The 17765-nt window shown below is 54.8% G+C and carries 18 protein-coding genes; all 18 read right to left on the bottom strand.

Annotation, left to right across the window (positions count from 1 at the left end):
- Positions 1-614: 614 nt before the first annotated feature.
- Positions 615-1049: a EutP/PduV family microcompartment system protein gene (locus G497_RS0110395; protein WP_027188101.1), complete on the bottom strand. Its 435-nt coding sequence runs from the start codon at positions 1047-1049 to the stop codon at positions 615-617.
- 10 nt (positions 1050-1059) lie between these two features.
- Positions 1060-1419 (bottom strand): BMC domain-containing protein, encoded by a 360-nt coding sequence (locus G497_RS0110390; protein ID WP_027188100.1) that lies wholly within the window; start codon positions 1417-1419, stop codon positions 1060-1062.
- Positions 1420-1562: 143 nt separating this feature from the next.
- On the bottom strand, positions 1563-2114 hold the full coding sequence (locus G497_RS0110385; protein ID WP_027188099.1) for a BMC domain-containing protein: 552 nt from the start codon (positions 2112-2114) through the stop codon (positions 1563-1565).
- A 22-nt stretch (positions 2115-2136) separates the two neighbouring features.
- Complete coding sequence (locus G497_RS0110380; protein ID WP_027188098.1) at positions 2137-3465, bottom strand: 4Fe-4S dicluster domain-containing protein; 1329 nt, start codon at positions 3463-3465, stop codon at positions 2137-2139.
- A 237-nt stretch (positions 3466-3702) separates the two neighbouring features.
- Positions 3703-4809, bottom strand: coding sequence for a 1-propanol dehydrogenase PduQ (locus G497_RS0110370; RefSeq protein WP_027188097.1), 1107 nt, complete (start codon positions 4807-4809; stop codon positions 3703-3705).
- A gap of 248 nt (positions 4810-5057) precedes the next feature.
- Positions 5058-5333 carry a BMC domain-containing protein gene (locus G497_RS0110365; RefSeq protein ID WP_027188096.1) on the bottom strand — a complete coding sequence of 92 codons (276 nt, stop codon included), beginning with the start codon at positions 5331-5333 and terminating at the stop codon, positions 5058-5060.
- A gap of 111 nt (positions 5334-5444) precedes the next feature.
- The gene (locus G497_RS0110360; RefSeq protein WP_027188095.1) at positions 5445-5828 is read right to left on the bottom strand and encodes a hypothetical protein; all 384 of its coding nucleotides are present in this window, start codon (positions 5826-5828) and stop codon (positions 5445-5447) included.
- Positions 5829-5831: 3 nt separating this feature from the next.
- Positions 5832-6380 carry a BMC domain-containing protein gene (locus tag G497_RS0110355; RefSeq protein ID WP_027188094.1) on the bottom strand — a complete coding sequence of 183 codons (549 nt, stop codon included), beginning with the start codon at positions 6378-6380 and terminating at the stop codon, positions 5832-5834.
- A 73-nt stretch (positions 6381-6453) separates the two neighbouring features.
- Positions 6454-6714, bottom strand: a complete 261-nt coding sequence (locus G497_RS0110350) for a EutN/CcmL family microcompartment protein (RefSeq protein WP_027188093.1) — start codon at positions 6712-6714, stop codon at positions 6454-6456.
- Positions 6715-6852: 138 nt separating this feature from the next.
- A complete protein-coding gene (locus tag G497_RS19250; protein ID WP_051258039.1) occupies positions 6853-7584 on the bottom strand; it encodes a hypothetical protein in 732 nt (243 codons plus the stop codon).
- Between the two features lie 8 nt (positions 7585-7592).
- On the bottom strand, positions 7593-8414 hold the full coding sequence (gene eutJ, locus G497_RS0110340; RefSeq protein ID WP_027188092.1) for an ethanolamine utilization protein EutJ: 822 nt from the start codon (positions 8412-8414) through the stop codon (positions 7593-7595).
- Position 8415: 1 nt separating this feature from the next.
- Complete coding sequence (locus G497_RS0110335) at positions 8416-9090, bottom strand: phosphate propanoyltransferase (protein WP_027188091.1); 675 nt, start codon at positions 9088-9090, stop codon at positions 8416-8418.
- Between the two features lie 283 nt (positions 9091-9373).
- The gene (gene eutM, locus G497_RS0110330) at positions 9374-9658 is read right to left on the bottom strand and encodes an ethanolamine utilization microcompartment protein EutM (protein ID WP_027188090.1); all 285 of its coding nucleotides are present in this window, start codon (positions 9656-9658) and stop codon (positions 9374-9376) included.
- 296 nt (positions 9659-9954) lie between these two features.
- A complete protein-coding gene (locus G497_RS17715; protein ID WP_051258038.1) occupies positions 9955-11403 on the bottom strand; it encodes an acetaldehyde dehydrogenase (acetylating) in 1449 nt (482 codons plus the stop codon).
- Between the two features lie 153 nt (positions 11404-11556).
- Positions 11557-12117 carry a BMC domain-containing protein gene (locus G497_RS20875; RefSeq protein WP_051258037.1) on the bottom strand — a complete coding sequence of 187 codons (561 nt, stop codon included), beginning with the start codon at positions 12115-12117 and terminating at the stop codon, positions 11557-11559.
- Positions 12118-12337: 220 nt separating this feature from the next.
- A complete protein-coding gene (gene cutD / locus G497_RS0110315; RefSeq protein WP_027188089.1) occupies positions 12338-13270 on the bottom strand; it encodes a choline TMA-lyase-activating enzyme in 933 nt (310 codons plus the stop codon).
- Between the two features lie 297 nt (positions 13271-13567).
- On the bottom strand, positions 13568-16105 hold the full coding sequence (cutC, locus tag G497_RS0110310; RefSeq protein WP_027188088.1) for a choline trimethylamine-lyase: 2538 nt from the start codon (positions 16103-16105) through the stop codon (positions 13568-13570).
- Positions 16106-16256: 151 nt separating this feature from the next.
- Positions 16257-17738: an aldehyde dehydrogenase family protein gene (locus tag G497_RS17705; RefSeq protein WP_051258036.1), complete on the bottom strand. Its 1482-nt coding sequence runs from the start codon at positions 17736-17738 to the stop codon at positions 16257-16259.
- Positions 17739-17765 lie beyond the last annotated feature (27 nt).

Below are 17765 nucleotides of genomic sequence, written 5' to 3'. Positions count from 1 at the left end.
TTACAAAAAGCTCGTTTTATGGTTCAGTAGCCAGGAATACGTTCCTTCAAATAATAAATCATAAGCAAATTCTGTGCAGTACTCACAACTACAATAACAATAGATATAATAATAGATATATTGATAACACGCAGAAACAAGGGGTGACAGACTCACCTTGCTGAAAAAGTGCCTTCTTCTCCGCCGCAATAGGGGCCTGATCCTTCCTGTATGCACAAAGATCATACTCTTCACGACATCTTATGTACGTTGCAGGGGTGTTTCTTAATCCATTATTCTGCGCCAAAAGCCTTCTGGACATCAAGCACCGCCTTACAACACACCCGGGGTGTGCCTTTTGGGGCACATTGCAATGGCAATGTACTTGATGAGCCTGCGCAAGTGGAGGAGAGAAACCACGCCGTTCAAGTTAACGGCCACAAAAAAAGGAAGGCATGGCGCACAAAGGCGCATACCTTCCTAGTGAGTGTAGCGTGAGGCTGCTGGCCTGCATTTACCCGTTCAGGAAAGAGGGAGAGAGAGGCAGGGAAGGGCAGAAAGGCATTATGAGAATGGCGAAAAGAAAACAAGGAGAAAAGAGATATTCTACATACCCAAATAAAGCCAATACCTTGCTATGACAAAAATTCTTGCAGCGGGGCCAACGTTTCCGGGTGGGCCACGCATATTTGTTCAATACGGCTTGCCCCTGCAAGGCGCAGAAAGCGCGCGGCAAGTTCCGGGTTGGCATGGGGGGAAAGGGCATGGGGAATAACCCCCACCACAGGGCGGTTGAACATGCGGGCAAAGCCGGGGGGATAAGGGCTTGTAGGGGAAAGGGCATTTTGCAGCATGAATACAGTGGTACACCGGGCTGCTTCGGCAATAAGGGCGTGGTAAAACCGTCTATTCTCTAAAAATTCACTGGGCGTTATCACAAACGGCCCGCAATACGAAAGCGCCATGGCCCGCTGGCTGGCCCCCTGGCTGGCACAGACCTGCCCGGTTAAGGCAAAGGCAAGCTTGCCTTGCCCGGCCTGAGCATTACCCATAAGAAGGATGCGTGCCATCAGGTGTGCGTCAAGTCCGGGTAATGGTGGTTACATCATACCCCAAGGTGTCGTCAAAATAACGGAGCACTGCACCCAGGGCCGCTTCCACCCCGCCAACGTCGCCCGTTATTACCAGCGAACCGCCAAACCTGTCCAAAAAGCCAATGTCCGCAGGAGCTGCCTTGGTGGCAATGTCTGCCGCAATAATGACCCCTTCACTCGGCGTAATGGTCAAAATACCAATGGCATTGCAGGCAGTATCGTCTAGCCCCAATTGCAAATATAACCCCTTGTTGGGGCTGGCAATCAAATGGGCCAGCGTAATTTGCCGACCAGGAACATACTCCTGTATCACCCGCTGCGTGGGCTCATTACCTGCTCGTTTCATAATGGGTTCCTTGGGAAACGCTGATTTATTCCGTTTGGCGGCGTTGCTTCCCTTTTTTTGAAACAGTCATGGGCGGAAGAGTTGACTCGGCCCGCTCCAAAAAAAGTGAGTAACACCGCCAAACGGAATAACTCAGTGTTTCCCTAAAGAAGTTGGGACTTGAGCTCGGCAGACGGCGAGGGTATGACTACGTGGCTCAGCACCGGGCCAGCCTCGCCCACGCCTTCTACCCCGGCCTGCACGGCAGCTTCCACAGCGCCCACGTCGCCTGTCATGGTGACAAAGGCTTTGCCTGCAAGGCCTGCAGCAAAACGAATTTCCAGCAGGGAAACGTTGGCTGCCTTGGCGGCGGCATCGGCTGCCAGAATGCCTGCGGCGGTTGTGCATGTTTCAATCACGCCAAGGGCGCGAATGGGTTCGGCAATGCCTGCCCCGTTCATAGCGGGAATAACGTCCTGGTGCACGCGGGGAATGACAAAATAGTCAATAACCATGGAGCCGCCAATGGCACGCCCGGCTTCCACAGCGCTTTGCACGGCTCCGGTGTCGCCTGCCACCACAATAAGGTAACGGCCTGGGCAGGTGGTACGCGCAGTCACAAGGCGCACGCTGGCGGCTTTTGTCATTTCATCTGCGGCATGAATGCCTATGGCAATGCTGTTCAGTTCAAGACACGCAATAGTTTGTAAATTCATGGTAGTTACCTATTTCTTCCTGTTACGCGCGAATGGTTACAAACCCATTGGCAACTGATTCCACCACACCATCAAGGCTGGCGTGCACCCGTGCGCCCATGGCGCCTTCCGGAATTTCACCAATAACATCACCCACATGCACTTTCTGCCCAGCACTTACCACGCAAAGGGCCGGGGCCCCAATATGCTGGTGCAGGGGAATGCGTACATGGGATGGCGTGAAATGTTCCACTGCATGGGGGTGCGGGTCGTAACCTGCAAGGTCCAGGCGCTGTACCAACCGTTTTGTGGCCACGGTACGGCATTCCCGGAAGGGGTTATTCTCTGGTGAAAGGCCTGTGCTTTCCCAGCGAATGCCCTTTTCACGCAGGGTCTTTTTAATTTGCGCGTTGACTTCACGCGGGGAAACGCCCATGGGGCAGGCAAACTTTTCACAAATACCGCATTCCGAACACAGCATGGCTTCGCGCACTGCTGCGGGGTCTGCTTGGGCCTGCTCCGGAGAAACCCGCATAAGCTTGTGAGGACGCAGGGGGTGCCCCAGCAGGTTACGTGGGCATAAATCGGTACAAAAGGAACACTGGCAGCAAATAGTGTTGGTAATGCGGCGCAGCCGCTCCGGCTCCATTACCTTGCCAGAAACCACGGTGTGATCAGGGGGCAGCACCAAAAGGCCGCTGGTGGTTTTGGTTACCGAAGCCTGGGTGCTCTCCAGCACCCGGCCCATCATGGGGCCACCATCCACAACACTATACTTGGCAATGCGCGCCCCGCCTGCAAAGGCCAGCACGTCTTCCACAAGGGTTCCCACAGGCACACGCACCACCATGGGCTTGTTCACCTCGCAGGCAATGGTAAGCCAGCGGTGGGTTACTGGTTTGCCCTTAATGGCTTCGGCCACGTTGTACAGTGTTTCCACGTTGGCCACCACAGCGCCCACTTGCAGGGGAATGCCCCCGGCAGGCACAGTTTTGCCCAAAGCTTCACGCACCATAACGTGTTCATCGCCTGCGGGGTAAAAGTCGCCCAGCAAAAATACTTCCAGCCGCCCTGCCCCGCGCCGGGCCACAGCGGCCTGCAAGGCTGCCACGGCTTCTGCATGTTTGGCTTTCAGGCACACCACACCGCGCGTGGCGCCAGTGCATTCCATAATGGCTTCAAGGCCATCCAGCATGGTGTCGGTTTCCCGCTCCATAAGGTAGGGGTCGCTGGCAAGCATGGGTTCGCAGGAAGCGCCGTTTACCAGCACCACGTCCACTTTTGCGTCTGCCTTAATGTGCGTGGGCAGGCCGGCACCGCCAGCGCCCACAACCCCTGCGGCCTTAATGTGTTGAACAGTTGTATGTTGCATTATAATACCCTCATGTTGAGACTATTGCACAGTGAATTTTATTGGGGGACGCTGTCCCCCAGCCCCCTGCAAAGGGAATCATTCCCCTTGACCCCCATTTACATTTACTTTTCCGCAAGGCGGGAAAATAAACGCTGCTGCGGGTTCCAAGGGCATCAGGCCCTTGGCGGAGGGGTTTGGGGAGGCAGAGCCGCCCCAAATAAAGTGCAACAATTTCCCCTGCGCAATAATTTCATATTACCAAATTTTTTCCAGTAACCCGCAAATATCGTCGTGGGAAGGTTTTCTTGGGTTGCCTTCCGTGCAAATGTCTTGCAGCACGTTATTGGCAATGGTTTGCTGGTTTGCTTTGTAGGCGGCTTCTTCCACCTTTAAGGCACCCACCCGGCCAGGAATATTCATGGCGGCGTTCAGTTCACGCACGGCAGTAACAAGGCTGGTCACGCCTTCTTCCACCGTGGCAGCAGGCAGCCCCAGCATGGCGGCAAGTTCGCGGTATTTCACCCCGGCATCAAAGCTGTTGAAGCGGATAACATAGGGCAGCACCACGGCGTTGGCCAGGCCATGGGGAACGTGGAACAACCCGCCAAGGCTGTGAGCAATGCTGTGGGTAATGCCAAGGCCGCTGTTGTTGAACGCCATACCTGCCATGCAGGAAGCAAGCAGCATTTGGCGGCGGGCTTCCATGTCGTCCCCGTTGGTGTAGGCACGCAGCAGGTAGCGGAATACATAGCGCACGGCCTGCTCCGCATAAATGTCGGTAAAGGAGTTGGCGCGGCGGGAAGTATAAGCCTCAATAGCGTGGGTGAGCACGTCCATGCCTGTTACCCCGGTCACAGAAGGCGGCAGGGAGCGCGTGAACCGGGCGTCCAGAATGGCGACGTCGGGAATGAGCAGGTCATCGTTCAAGGGAATTTTGACTTCATTCACCTTGTCCGTGACCACAGAAATAGCGGTTACTTCCGACCCTGTGCCGCTGGTGGTGGGAATGGCCACCATAAGGGGCTTTTGCCCCCCCCGGGCCTTGTGGGCAAAAAACACCACGGCTTTGGCCATGTCCAGGGCGGAACCGCCGCCCAGGGCCACCACACAGTCTGCGCCAGATTCCATGAACAGGCGCGTAGCCTTGGTCACAGACTCCAGGGAAGGGTCTGGCTCTACCCCGTCAAACAAACGGTAAGGAATATGCCCTCTGTTCAAATGGCTCTTGATGTGGTCGATAAAGCCAACCTTCACCATAAAAGGGTCGGTGACGATGAAGGCCTGCTTCACGGCGAGTTCTTCCAGCGTTTCTAACGCATTCTCACCGTAGCAAATTTTTGTTTTGCCATAAAACTGCGTCACAATCTCACCCTCCAGCCTTTCCCTAGCTTTATTTCCTATTGGTACTCTTTTTACATGGGGAGGTTCTGCCTCCCCAACAAAAGTAAGCTGCTCTCTAAGCAAATACTGTTTATGTGCGCTTTGGAAACGCGCAGTTATTTCGTTTGGCAAGGCGTGAGTTTTTTTGACAAGGAGGGCTGAACTCTTTGGTCCTGCCCCCTTGTCAAAAAAGCGAACAACGCCGCCAAACGGAATAAATCAGCGTTTCCCTATGCCTTTTTGGGCAGAATGAGCTCCACTTCGCTATGCGGGCGGGGAATAACGTGCACGCTTACCACTTCACCTACGCGGGCAGCAGCGGCTGCGCCAGCATCGGTAGCGGCTTTAACAGCGGCAACATCGCCACGCACCAGAACAGTCACAAGGCCACTGCCTACCTGTTCACGGCCAATCAGTTCCACGTTGGCAGCTTTTACCATAGCGTCTGCTGCTTCAACTGCGCCTACAAGACCTTTCGTTTCTACCATACCAAGTGCGTTCATCATGTTGTTGCTCCTTTGGAACAATAGTTAGGGAAATTTGGGGAAATAGAAAATTGTGTGCAGTAACAAATAACTCTCTGCTTGCGCTGTAACCAGCCACAAACCACCAAGCTGCTACATATTGCCGCGCATGGCCTTTGCCACTTTACAGCTTGTTTCCTTGAGGGTGCCAAGGTCTTTTACGCCGAATTCATCACGCAGCACCACAGCTACCGCCAGCATCAGGCGTTCTGTTTCTGCATCATGGGCCACGCCTGTGCAGGCTGCGCATGTGCAGCCGGGGGGGCAATGGGTGCTGGCACAGCATGCAGGGCATGTGCAGCCAGGGGGGCAACAGTGTGTGCCGGGGCGTGGGCCATAGACAACAGCCACACCGCGTCGAGAAAGTTCATCTTTTGCACCCGGAGTAAGCATAAGGGTGCCGTCGGCATACAGCGTGCCTGTTTCTTTACAAATGTAGGCATCTACATTGCAAGCTTCAACAAGTTGCTTTTTCATTGGTTACCTCACACCGCTGGTTAACGCACGCACCACGGCAGGTTCCGGGCGCGGCACAACAACAGCTTCTACAAGTTCACGGTTCAACACCATTTTTGCGGCTTCCACCGCTTCTCTTACGGAAGCTACGTCACCACTGAGAACAAAATAGGACTTGCCTTGAATGCCCTGCCCGGTGACAAGGCGCACAATGCGCACATTCGCTCTTTTCACGGCACTGTCTGCTGCGGCAATGCCGGAAGAAACTGTGCGGCATTCTACAACCCCAAGGGCCTCGCCTTCTTCCGCAGCGCTGCCGCGCTTTAAGGCATCTAGCACCTGGGGGGAAATTCGGGAAAGCACAAACGCCCCGGCAAGGGCCCGTTCAGAATCACGTGCCACATTCACAGCCGTTTCCACAGCCTGCTTGGTGCCACTCACGTAAATGGTATAGCGGCCAGAACACACCGTGCAGGCACGGGCCAGTTCCACATCTGCCGCTTTGAGCATGGCGTCTGCCAGCTCAACACCAGCAGCAATACTGCGACTTTCCACTACACCGAGAGTATCCATGCCAGAACCTTTTACCTTGGAAAAATTGCGTTTATGTGCGCGTGCAAAGAGCCTTGTTCACAAAACTGCTCTACTATTCTGTTAATTGCACTTCATCAATAATACCAATAATGGCGGCATCTATAGGGGTTTTGTGGTTTTCCAGTGCCTTGCGGGCTGAACTGCCCTGAACCACCAGCACCCGTTCACCAGTGCCAGCGCCCACACAGTCCACAGCAACAAATTCATTGCCTTTGGCTTCCCCTTCACGGTGCACAACCATAAGCTTGAGGCCGTTCAAGGTTTCTTCTTTTCGCGTGGCCCACACATTGCCAATTACCCTGCCAATAATCATACTGCGCCGCCTTTATAGTACATTTGGCACTTGAAATAGTCGCTTAACGGCGAGCAAAGCTCACCTACGCCTATTTCGTGGCAAGGATTTTTCGTAAAAATCCTTGCAGAGCAATTAACGCAATACATGCGTCAATTGCTATAACCGTTTTACAATGGTTATTCCGCGCTGGGCAGCAGCATCTGCCGCCAGCGGGGTAACAATGGCCTGCTTCAAAACAGCCAGCGTTGTGGTGCCGCTGGCGTGCGCCTTGGTAACATCTGCTTCCGTTACCAGGCGGTCTGTGTGCAAAATTTCTTCCGGTGCCGGGGTGCGTGCTGGGCACAGCCCGAACTCCGCCACTGCGGCTTCATGGGCGGTATACAGCCCGTAAAGAGCGGCCGGAGCAGTGGCCCGAAAACTATGGTGCTCAAATTCCAGTACTTCCACCACCTTGCCGCGTAGCAACAAGGCCAGCACGGCCTCATCCTGCGGGGTGGGGGCCTGCCCGGTGGCAAGGGCCGCCAGAGAACTACAGGAAAGCGTGGGCAGCACATAGCGCTGCACTGTATTTTCGGTGTGCGCTTCCCCCTGGAATACCCACTGGTAGCCAGCACCGAGCACCTGAGCCAAGCGCGCTGCAAGCCCTTGGGAACGGGAGCCAAGCACCTGTACCACAGGCAGGCTGTTGGCTGCATCTGCATGGGCAGGCGTAGTGGTCTGTGTAACCACAGACTGCGTTGCTTGTGGCAAGGCTTGAGAAATAGGCTGGAGCATACCTGAATGCGCACCCTGCGCCACAGAATGGGCAGCCACATGCTGGGCCACCTGGGCCTGCAACTGTGCCAGCACTTCCTGCGCGGCTTTGAGTATACGATCCTGCATGTCCATATTTTACCTTATTCTGCCGTGCAATTAAGAGCAATACCCAAAGGAGTCACCAAAAACGGGTTGGCGGGCTTGAACACAGGCACCCCTGTTTCATCCTCTATTATGGCTTCCATCCCCACAAGGCAGCAGGTGCCGCCCACCAGGTAAATGGCGCTTACATCCCGCCCCTGAATATGCTTTTTCACGATGGTGCCCATTTTTTGAACAACAGGCCGCACCACGGCCAGCACTTCTTTCTGGTGAGCCGGGTCTTTTTTCAACGTCTCGGCTTCTTCCAGGGAAATGTTGTGGTGGCCAGCCAGCACCAGGGTGAGGTGGGTACCACCAGTAGCTTCATCTGCCACGTACACAACCTGCCCGTTTTCCAGTACGGAAAGGCCGGTGGTGCCGCCGCCAATGTCTACAATAACCCCATTTTCCACCCCCAGCACGGCATTGGCCGCTGTGGGTTCGTCCAGCACAGCTACCACTTCAAGCCCGGCCCCTTCCACCACATGCCGGTGGGTGGCGCAGTCTTTTACGGCTGTGCCAGGGGGCACAGCAATGGCAGCCCTTTGCAGGGGGCAGCCAAGGCGCTGTTCCAGTTCATCTTTCAGCTTGCGCACAATGCGGGTAGCCCCAATGTAGTCTACCACCAGGCCATCGCGCACCACACGGGCAAATTCCATGGCGCAGGCCACCGGTTCTTTAGCAGCGTTGAGCACCACCAGCACAATATACGCTGTGCCAAGGTCTACGCCCACCAGCAAGGGGTCTGCGGGGCCCACAGGCACAGTGTTTTCAAGGCACTGTTCCAGGGCGTGAATTTGCCTGTCTGCATCGGCTTTCATGCTAGATATGTCCCTTACGGGCCACAATGCGCCCGCATACACCTTTGTGCCAGCCGGAGCTGTTGCCTTCATCCGAGTCTATGTGCATGGCCAAGAGGAAATTCTTGTTCACACGAACCAGTACATCTTCAAGAATAACCGGGCGGTCACCGTCAAGGCTCACGCTTACGAGGTCATTATCTGCCACGTGCAGGCGGGCGGCATCTTCAGGTGACATATGAATGTGGCGTGATGCCACAATAACCCCTTCCGGCATGCCCACCACCCCTGTTTGGGAGGCAAGGATAATGCCGGGAGAGCCTGCCACGCCGCCAGACTGGCGCACCGGGGCATCAATACCCAGAATACGGGCATCTGTTTTGGAAATTTCTACCTGCGATGCCCCACGGGAAGGGCCAAGCACAGCGACGTTATCCATAACGCCTTTAGGGCCAATAAGGCGCACTCGCTCATTGCACAAAAACTGCCCGGGCTGGGAAAGTTCGCGTGCAGCGCTAAGGGGCGCTCCAAAAAGGGCCAGGGCATCTGCTTCACTTAAGTGCACATGCCGTGCGGAAAGCTCCACAGGAATAGGGTCGCTTTCAGAAACGGGAGTTGCCACTGCGGCGCAGCCCATTTCCTTCATCACGTTACGCACTACCCCTGCCACAATATCGTGTATGGCTTGCTCGTTCATGCTCTCCCCACTTAAAGGCCATTGCAAAACTGCGTTTTGCGTGCTTTTACCATCATGCCTCTTCTGCCTGCGCAGAAGAGGCATGGCCTAAGTCACAAAAAGTACTCATTTTACAGGAAAATTAATTTCCTTTATTCGTACTTTTTGGAGCGCCTTCCCTGCGGGAAGCCGCTGTAAGACTATTTTGCAATAGTCTTACTTCGGAAAAAATCACCACATGCGCGTTGCCGTGCCTGTTTGCACAACACGGCAACGCTTTCCTTCCAAATAAATCAGCGTTTCCTTAAACTTGGGGCTTAGGCAGAATGCTTTCCACTTCCCCATGAGGGCGGGGAATAACGTGCACGCTTACCAGCTCGCCCACGTTTTTGGCAGCGGCTGCGCCAGCGTCGGTAGCGGCTTTCACAGCGCCCACGTCGCCACGAACCATAACAGTTACCAAACCGCCACCCACTTGGGTGCGACCCATAAGGGTTACGTTAGCGGCTTTTACCATGGCATCAGCAGCTTCAATAGCGCCAACAAGACCTTTTGTTTCAATCATTCCCAGTGCATTGGAAGTTACCATGTCGTTCTCCTTGTGTGTGCATGTGCTTGGTTGCTTTGTTTGCTGGGAAAGCTTCTGTTGGCTTCCCCGGCAGGGGGTTCAAAAATCAATTTGTTATCACAAGCTTGCCATAAGTGGCTTGCTTGCCTCTTGAAATATTCACTTGAAAACTACTGATTCGAGCGCTTTGGGAAACGCTCAGTTTTTTCGTTTGCCAAGGCACGAGCTTTTTTTGAGGGGTGGGCTGGACTCTTCGGTCCTGCCCCGCCGAAAAAAAAGTGAAGTAACGCAGGCAAACGGAAAAAATCAGCGTTTCCTTAAGAGAGTTTGCGAAGCTGTTCAGTTATCATCGCCACAATAGCATTCACATCCACCTGGGCAGACCCTTGCTGTGCACAGCAGGAAGCCGGGGCTGCGGCGGGCATGTTGCCAAGGTCGTAGGCAATTCGACGAATGTTGAACAGGTTCATGGGGGTTACGTTGTCGGAAGTGGCGCTACCGCCCACTGTACCACACCCAAGGGTGAAGGAGGGGAACAGCGAAGTGGTAATGCCCACAGCACCGTGGGTGGAGGGGGTGTTTACCAGCATGCGGGAAACGGGCTTTTTCAGGCCGAACTCGCGAATCACTTCTTCGTTACGGGAGTGGATGGCAAGGGAGTGCCCAACGCCGCCATTCAGCAACAGGGCGTGGCACACTTCGCATGCTTCGCGCCAGTCTTCCACCACATAAAAGCCCAGCAACGCTGTCAACTTTTCTTTGGAGAAGGGATACTTGCGGCCAATGCCTTTTTCGTCGGAAACAAGCACACGTGTTCCGGCGGGCACTTCAATACCTGCCAGCTTGGCAATGTACTGGGCGTCTCGGCCTACGATGTCCGGGTTCATGCTGCCGTTGCCGCGTTCCATAACGCGCTTCACCTTTTCCAGCTTTTCGCCTTCAAGGAAGTAGCCGCCTTGGGCAATAAGGGTCGCTTTTACTTTGTCGGCAATAACCGCTTCTGTCACAATGGCCTGCTCAGAAGCGCATACGGTGCCGTTGTCAAAGGTTTTGCTGGCCATAATTTTGGTAATGGCGGCGTCAATGTCGGCGGAGCGTTCAATGAACACGGGCACGTTGCCTGCGCCAACACCCAGGGCTGGTGTGCCAGAGCTATAGGCAGCCTTCACCATGCCGGGGCCGCCAGTGGCAAGAATAAGGTCCACTTCACGCATCAGTTCACCGCTGCCTTCCACGGTGGGCACATGCATGTAGCTTACCAGGTCTTCACTCACGCCGCAGCTTACCAGCACGCTGCGAATAAGGTCCACTGTCTGGCCAATGCATTTCTTGGCGCTGGGGTGCGGGGTGAACACAATGGCGTTCCCGGCCTTCAGCGAAATGATGGTTTTATAAATAACAGTGGATGTAGGGTTGGTGGAAGGAATAATACCGGCAATAACGCCCATGGGCACGGCCACTTCAACCACTTTACGTGCTTTATCTTCACAAAGCACCCCAACGGTTTTCATGTCTTTGATGGCCTTGAGCAGCTGTTCGCTGGCCAGCAGGTTCTTGGTTTTTTTGTCCTGAACCTTGCCAAACCCGGTTTCTTCCACTGCCAGTGCTGCCAGGCTTTCCGCCTTGGCGGCGGCTGCTTCGGCAATGGCTTTCACCACAGCGTCCACACGCTCTTGGCTTAACTGTGCAAACTCTGCCTGTGCCGTGCGGGCGGCACGTACCAGGGCGCGGGCCTCTTGCATGGACAATAAGTCTTTGTCTACCATTGAGTTGCTCCTTTTTTCTGCCTATAACCGTATGAAACCACTGGGTACGCGCCTTCCAGGCTACGCTAAGAATATTCGGTACGCAGTGTTCTCTTGCTTAACAACCGTTCACGCGGCGGGCTGTGCCCCCTGCGTGCAAATTCCTATTGCCACTTACTTTTTGGAGCCACGCCGCTTGGTTTTACCAGAAGCCGCAGGCTTCACAGGTGGCGTTGTCGCCGCAGGCTTCACAGGTGGCGTTGTCGCCGCAGGCTTCACAGGTGGCGTTGTCGCCGCAGGCTTTACTGGCTCCGCAGATTTTGCGGGCGCTGCTGGTGCCACTGTTGTGGCAGGCTTGGCTGCCGCCACAGGCTTTGCTGTTACCACCGGGTTGGCCGGGGCCGCCGGTTTTGCGGGCGCAGCCGGTGCGGCAGGCGGTGTGCTGGGGGCGGAAGGTACGGGCTTCAAGCGAATAACATGTTCCAGCTCTTCCACCGGGCGGGGAATAACATGAGCGGAAACGACTTGCGCACCAGCAATACGGCCCACAGCGGCAACAGCCCCTTCCACAGCAGCCTGCACGGCGGCTACTTCCCCTGTAATGGTTATGGTAACAAGCCCGCCCCCGGCAAGATTCTTCTCCAAAAGGGAAACGTCGGCTGTTTTCAGCATGGCATCTGCCGCTTCCACAGCACCCACAAGCCCTTTTGTTTCTACCATTCCAAGTGCGCTCATACCATTCTCCTTAAAGAGTCTGCCAACACTGCACGCAACATCTAAATTTTGGATCTTGTACTATTCTCTTGAAAAAGCCATGGGCTCTTTCCCGGCGGGGAGTGAGTTTTTGGTTCTGCCAAGGAAGGCAAGCCTGTTTCAAGGGAGTGTACTCTGACCGTACTTGACCGCCGAAACAGGCGCTGCCTGACGCTGGCAGAAGCAAAAAGACACCCGCGCCCTAATGCTTGATTACGTTAACAGGGTACCCCACACCGTCATAATAGCTGACCACGCGGTCAAGGTCTTCCTGGCTCAGGCCGGGTTCGCCTTTTTGGGGGTAGTCCCACTGCAACTGAGTGTATTTGTTCACACCCATTTTGTGGTAGGGCAAAATATCAACACCCTGGAAGTTTCTGAAGCCGGAATATGGCTCAAGAAAACGCCGCAAGGCTAGGTTTTCCGCCTCACCATCGTTAAAGCTTTTGAGCAAAGGAATACGCACTTTCACGTTGTGGCGGTTATCAAGCAACCAACGCAGGTTTTCCAGAATGGACTCGTTGCGCACGCCTGTGCCCTGCAAGTGCCGTTCTGAGTCCATGTGCTTCACATCGAACAAGAACAGGTCTGTTACTTCCGCAACTTTTGCCACCACTTCGGGGCGGGCATAGCCGCAGGTTTCCATGGCAGTGTTGATGCCTGCCTGGCGGCAGGCCAGAAACAAATTCGCCACCGACTCTGGCTGCATCATGGCTTCGCCACCACTCAAGGTAACGCCCCCGCCGGAAAATTCGTAAAACATGCGGTCTTGCTCAATAATTTCCATAAGCTCGGAAATGGATTTTTCCTCCCCGGCAATGGCCAGGGCCTGGGCCGGGCAAATGGCTTCGCACTTGCGGCAGCCAATGCATTCCTTGCTGTGGTCTATTTCATGCTGCTTGGTAATGGGGGAAATGCTGTGAATGCCTTGGGGGCACACAGGCACACAGGCACCGCAATGCACGCAGGCTGTTATGCGCAGCATGACCTGAAACGCCCGCAGTTGGCCTTCCGGGTTGGAACACCACTCGCAGCGCAACGGACAACCTTTGAAGAACACCAGGGTTCTTAAGCCGGGGCCATCGTACATATTGTACTTTTGTACGTTGAAAATAAGTGCTTTGCGTTCTATCACAGCGTCCCTTTGGGTCTTTAGGCAGACCCGCACCAGCTAAAAACGTGCCTCAATGCCACTTAATCAATGCTTCCCTCTATACACCAAGAAATAATCCTGATTTGCCGGGGCACCCATAAGGCAGGTGCCCCTGGCAAACACGTTCACACAATCCCAGTGTGAACTACTTTGGAGGAAGCGCTCAGTTTTTCGTTTGGCAGGGCACGAGCTTTTTTGGAGGTGGGTGCTGGACTCTTCGGTCCTGCCCCACCGCAAAAAAAGTGAAGTAACGTAGCCAAACGGAAAACTCAGCGTTTCCTAGATGGAGTTCAGCATGGTCCGGCTGATGATCTCATCCTGCACGTCTTTGCACAGTTCCACGAAGAAGGCGCTGTAGCCAGCCACCCGCACCACAAGGTCGCGGTGTTCTTCAGGGTTTTTCTGGGCTTCCAGCAAGGTGTCGTTGTCCAGGTAGTTGAACTGCATTTCACCGTTGCCCAGCATGCTGGCTGTGCGCAGCAGGGTAATGATGGAGTTCTCCCCTTCCGGTGTATCCAGAAGGCCAGACATGATTTTGAAGTTGTGCACCATGCCGATGTTCATGTTGTCGTTTGCCATTTTGGAAACAGACTTGATGATGGCGGTGGGGCCTTTGCAGTCGCAACCCTGGGAAGGGCTGATTCCGTCGGAAAGGGGCAACCATGCCTTACGCCCGTTGGCAGAAGCACCAAGCAACTGGCCAAAGGGGGTGTTGTTGGAAATGGAGAGCGTGCCGTGGCTCAGTACAGAGTACAGGGTCTTGAACTTGCGGTGCTCCACTTCGGTAAAGTACACGATATCCGAAGCGATATCGTCGGCGTAATCGTCGTCGTTGCCGTATTTAGGTGCATTGCGGCAGTCGGCCCAGATTTTGTCATAGCCTTCAAAGTTGGCTTTCAGCGCTTCGTTCATTTGGGCAAGGGTGTACTTTTTGTCGTCGTACACCAGCTTTTTGATGGCAGCCATGGAGTCTACGTAGGTGGCAAGGCCACTCCACACAACGCCGGGGCCAAAGTTATACATGGCACCGCCAGCGGCCACGTCCAGCCCTTTTTCCATGCAGCCTTCATACATCATGGACATAAGCGGCTTGGGGGCAATATCTCTGTGCACGCGCTGGGAAATAACGGTGGCAACGCTTGTCCACTTGGTAATGTACTTGATTTGCTCTTTAACGGCGGCATCAAACTTTTCATAGGTATCATAGGCAGAAAGGTCGCCCAGGTCCGGGCACACTTTTTTGCCATACCACAGGGGCACCCCGTGGTTCAGTGCCAGTTCAATGCATATGGGCCACTGGGTGTAGGCTGTGGATGTCCACTGGTACAGGCGGCCTGCTTTTTGCGGCTCCACGCAGCCCATAAGGCAGTAATCACGGGCATCTTCCATGGAAACGCCCTTGGCAAGCATCATTTTAATGTGGGCGTCATCAAAGTGAACGGCGGGGAAGCCCATGCCGGAGCGGATAACTTCCACAATTTTTTTCAGGTAAGGCAGGGGGGAACGGTTGTGCACCCGTGTTGCCAGGGAAGGCTGGTAAATACGCACGTGGCGCACAGCGTCCATAAGCAGGTAGGTAAGCTCGTTGGTGGCGTCGCGCCCTTCACGGGTTACCCCGCCCACACACATGTTCACGAAAGGCTGGTACCCGGCGAAGAACTTGGAAGCCCCTTCGCTGGTAAGCCACATCATTTCAGACATTTTCACAAGCATACACCCGGCAAGGTCGAATGCTTCGTATTCTGTCATGCGGCCAGCTTCAAGGTCAGCCTTGAACATAGGGTACATATACTGGTCCACACGACCAATGGACATGCCTGTCTGGTTTTCTTCCACCACCAGCAATGACTCAATGGTCCACACAGCCTGAATGGCTTCCCAGAAGGTGCTGGGCTTGTGGGCTGGCACACGGGCGTTTACTTCGGAAATTTTCAGCAGTTCGGCCTTGCGCTTGGGGTTGGTTTCCTTGGCGGCAAGTTCTGCGGCGTAATTGGAAAGGCGACGGGCATAAATCATGACGCCTTCGGTAATATCCAGCATGGCCTTGTAGTAGTAAATCTTGTCCAAGTCTTCCGGGTTTTCATAATCCAGGTGGGCAAGGTGTTCCCGTGCTTCCTGCTGAATGTCCAGCATCCCTTTTTTCATCAGGATAACGTCGTAGCCGGGGTTGGAGTCGCCACCACCGTTCAGGGCGTGGTAGGAGCAGTCGGAAACAAACGATTCGCCGGAAAGTTCCCACAGGCCTGCTTCGCGGTACTGGTTTTCGCAGTATTCGTCCACAGACTTGCCTTCCCAGTAAGGGAATATTTGTTCGCGCAGAACCTTTTTATCTTCCTCGGAAACGTAGAACGGATCTTGCGGGCGTGAACCGATAGTTTCCAGTTCGTCACGCAGCCAGCGCCAGGAAAGGTCCGGGGAAAAAGCCCCACCACGGGGGGAACCGCAAGGGGAACCTACAATAAGTTCGTTGTCCTGAATCACCAGGGGAGCGCTTTCGCAGCAGGCGCGGAAGCATTTGGCCCGCATCATAATTTTGGGCAGGCCGGGGTTTTCCCTGTCAATTTTTGTGGCAATAAGAGCACGGTGAATGGTCACCCGGGGCACCTGCTTCAGAAAGTTTTCCTTCAGCTTCACGTGGCGTTCGGTGGGGCCATTGGGAATGCCCGTGCCAGTAGCAGGGGTTGCCCCTGTGCTGGGGTAGGCAGCCTGGGTGTTCAGTTCCACACCTTCAAACAGCTTTTTCAGCGAGGCACGTTCTTCTGGAGTAAGGTTTCTGGCAGCTTCAGCAAGCTTTGTGGAAAATTCTTCAAGGTTCACTGTGTATCCTCCCTGTAACGGATTATCTGCGTTAAATGTCTTTGAGAGCATATTCACTTTGCAACGGATAGTACCACTGTGCATCCGGTGTATACCGCGGATGTTGCACCAAGCCGCGCAAAGCCCTGTAACTGTTTTACGTTACAATGCTCTAGCCTTGTGTGCCGCCAAGGGCCGCTGCCAACAAGCGCCTAAGCGCTTCAAGGCTTTGTTCCTGGCTGGCAGGCAGGCAGGGGGAACTGGCAGGGGCTGCCGCGCAGGTGCAAGGCTGCACCCCTGGGCAAGGCCGCACGCCATAGCCGATTTTGCGTATATACGTAAGGTGCAGCGGTGAAACGTTGTCGGCTGTAATGCCGCGCCCGGCAGAACCGCTGCCCAGAATCATGGAAGGGAAGAGATTGGTTGTCATGCCCATGCCGCCAAAGGCAGCCGGGGTGTTTACCAGCATACGGCCCACAGGCTTTTTCAGCGCAAACTGGCGGATAACTTCCGGCGAGTTGGAGTGAATAACCAGGGTGTGCCCGTTTTTTTCATGCAGGAGCAGTTCAATGCATTTTTCACAGGCATGCATCCAGTCGGCCTCAACATAATAGGCCAGCACCGGGGCCAACAGCTCACGCGAATAGGGGTCTGCTTCAGAAACAAACGCCCGCCGGGCAGCCAGCACCTTGGTGTTTTGCGGCACCAGAAAGCCTGCGCGGCTGGCAAGGGTTTGGGCGCTTACGCCCACGGCAGCAGGCTTACGCCCACCGTTGTTGCAGAATAAAAGCCCCGCAAGGGCAGCGGCTTCTGCCTCCGTCATAAAATACACACCCTGGGCTTGCATGGCGTGTTCCACTTCATGGGCAATACACGCTTCCACCACCACAGACTGTTCCGCCGAAGGGGCCATGCCATAATCAAAGCTTTTGCTGGCAACAATGTCGGCCACAGCCTGGGGAATGTTGGCGGTGCGCTCAATAAAGGCCGGGCCATTGCCTGTGCCACCAAAAATGACGGGTTTGCCGCAGGCAAGCACATCAGGCAACGTGGTGGGGGCGCTGGCAGCCATAATAAGGGAAATGGCAGGGTGGCGCATAAGTTCCAGGGCACCGCTTTTGCTTACCGTTTCAAGGTAGGCAATGCAGCCTTGCGGCAAACCACGTTCCGCCGCTGCGGCCTGAATAATGCCGAACAGGGTACGCAACGTTTTTACGGCGCGGGGGTGGGGGGAAAAAATGATGGCGTTGCCAGACTTAATGGCAAGCAGCACCTGCCACAAGGCAGTGGAAACAGGGCTGGTGGCAGGGCACAGGGCAGCAATTACCCCAAGGGGCACACCAACATCCAGGGTTCCCTTGGCGGTATCTTCCGCCACAACGCCAACGCAGCGCATACCGCGCAAAGCTTCCAGTGCCCGCCCACACACAAACAGGTTTTTGGCCTCTTTGTCCGTGGCATTGCCGTAATGGGTTTCTTCCTGGCATTGCCGGGCAAGGGAAGCAGCATGGGGCTTAACACACGCCGCCACATGTTCCACTATGGCATCCAGGCTTTCCTGAGAAAATGCGGCCAGTTTTTTCTGTGCGCAAAACGCATTCTCAGCCAGAATTCTGGCTTGCTGCATGGAGAGAAGGTCGCTGTCCACTATCATTGTTTACCCCTAGGTACACCGGAAGAC

The sequence above is a fragment of the Desulfovibrio cuneatus DSM 11391 genome (genome assembly GCF_000430005.1).
Lineage (GTDB): Bacteria > Desulfobacterota > Desulfovibrionia > Desulfovibrionales > Desulfovibrionaceae > Frigididesulfovibrio > Frigididesulfovibrio cuneatus.
This window is presented reverse-complemented; position numbering and strand designations above follow the sequence as displayed.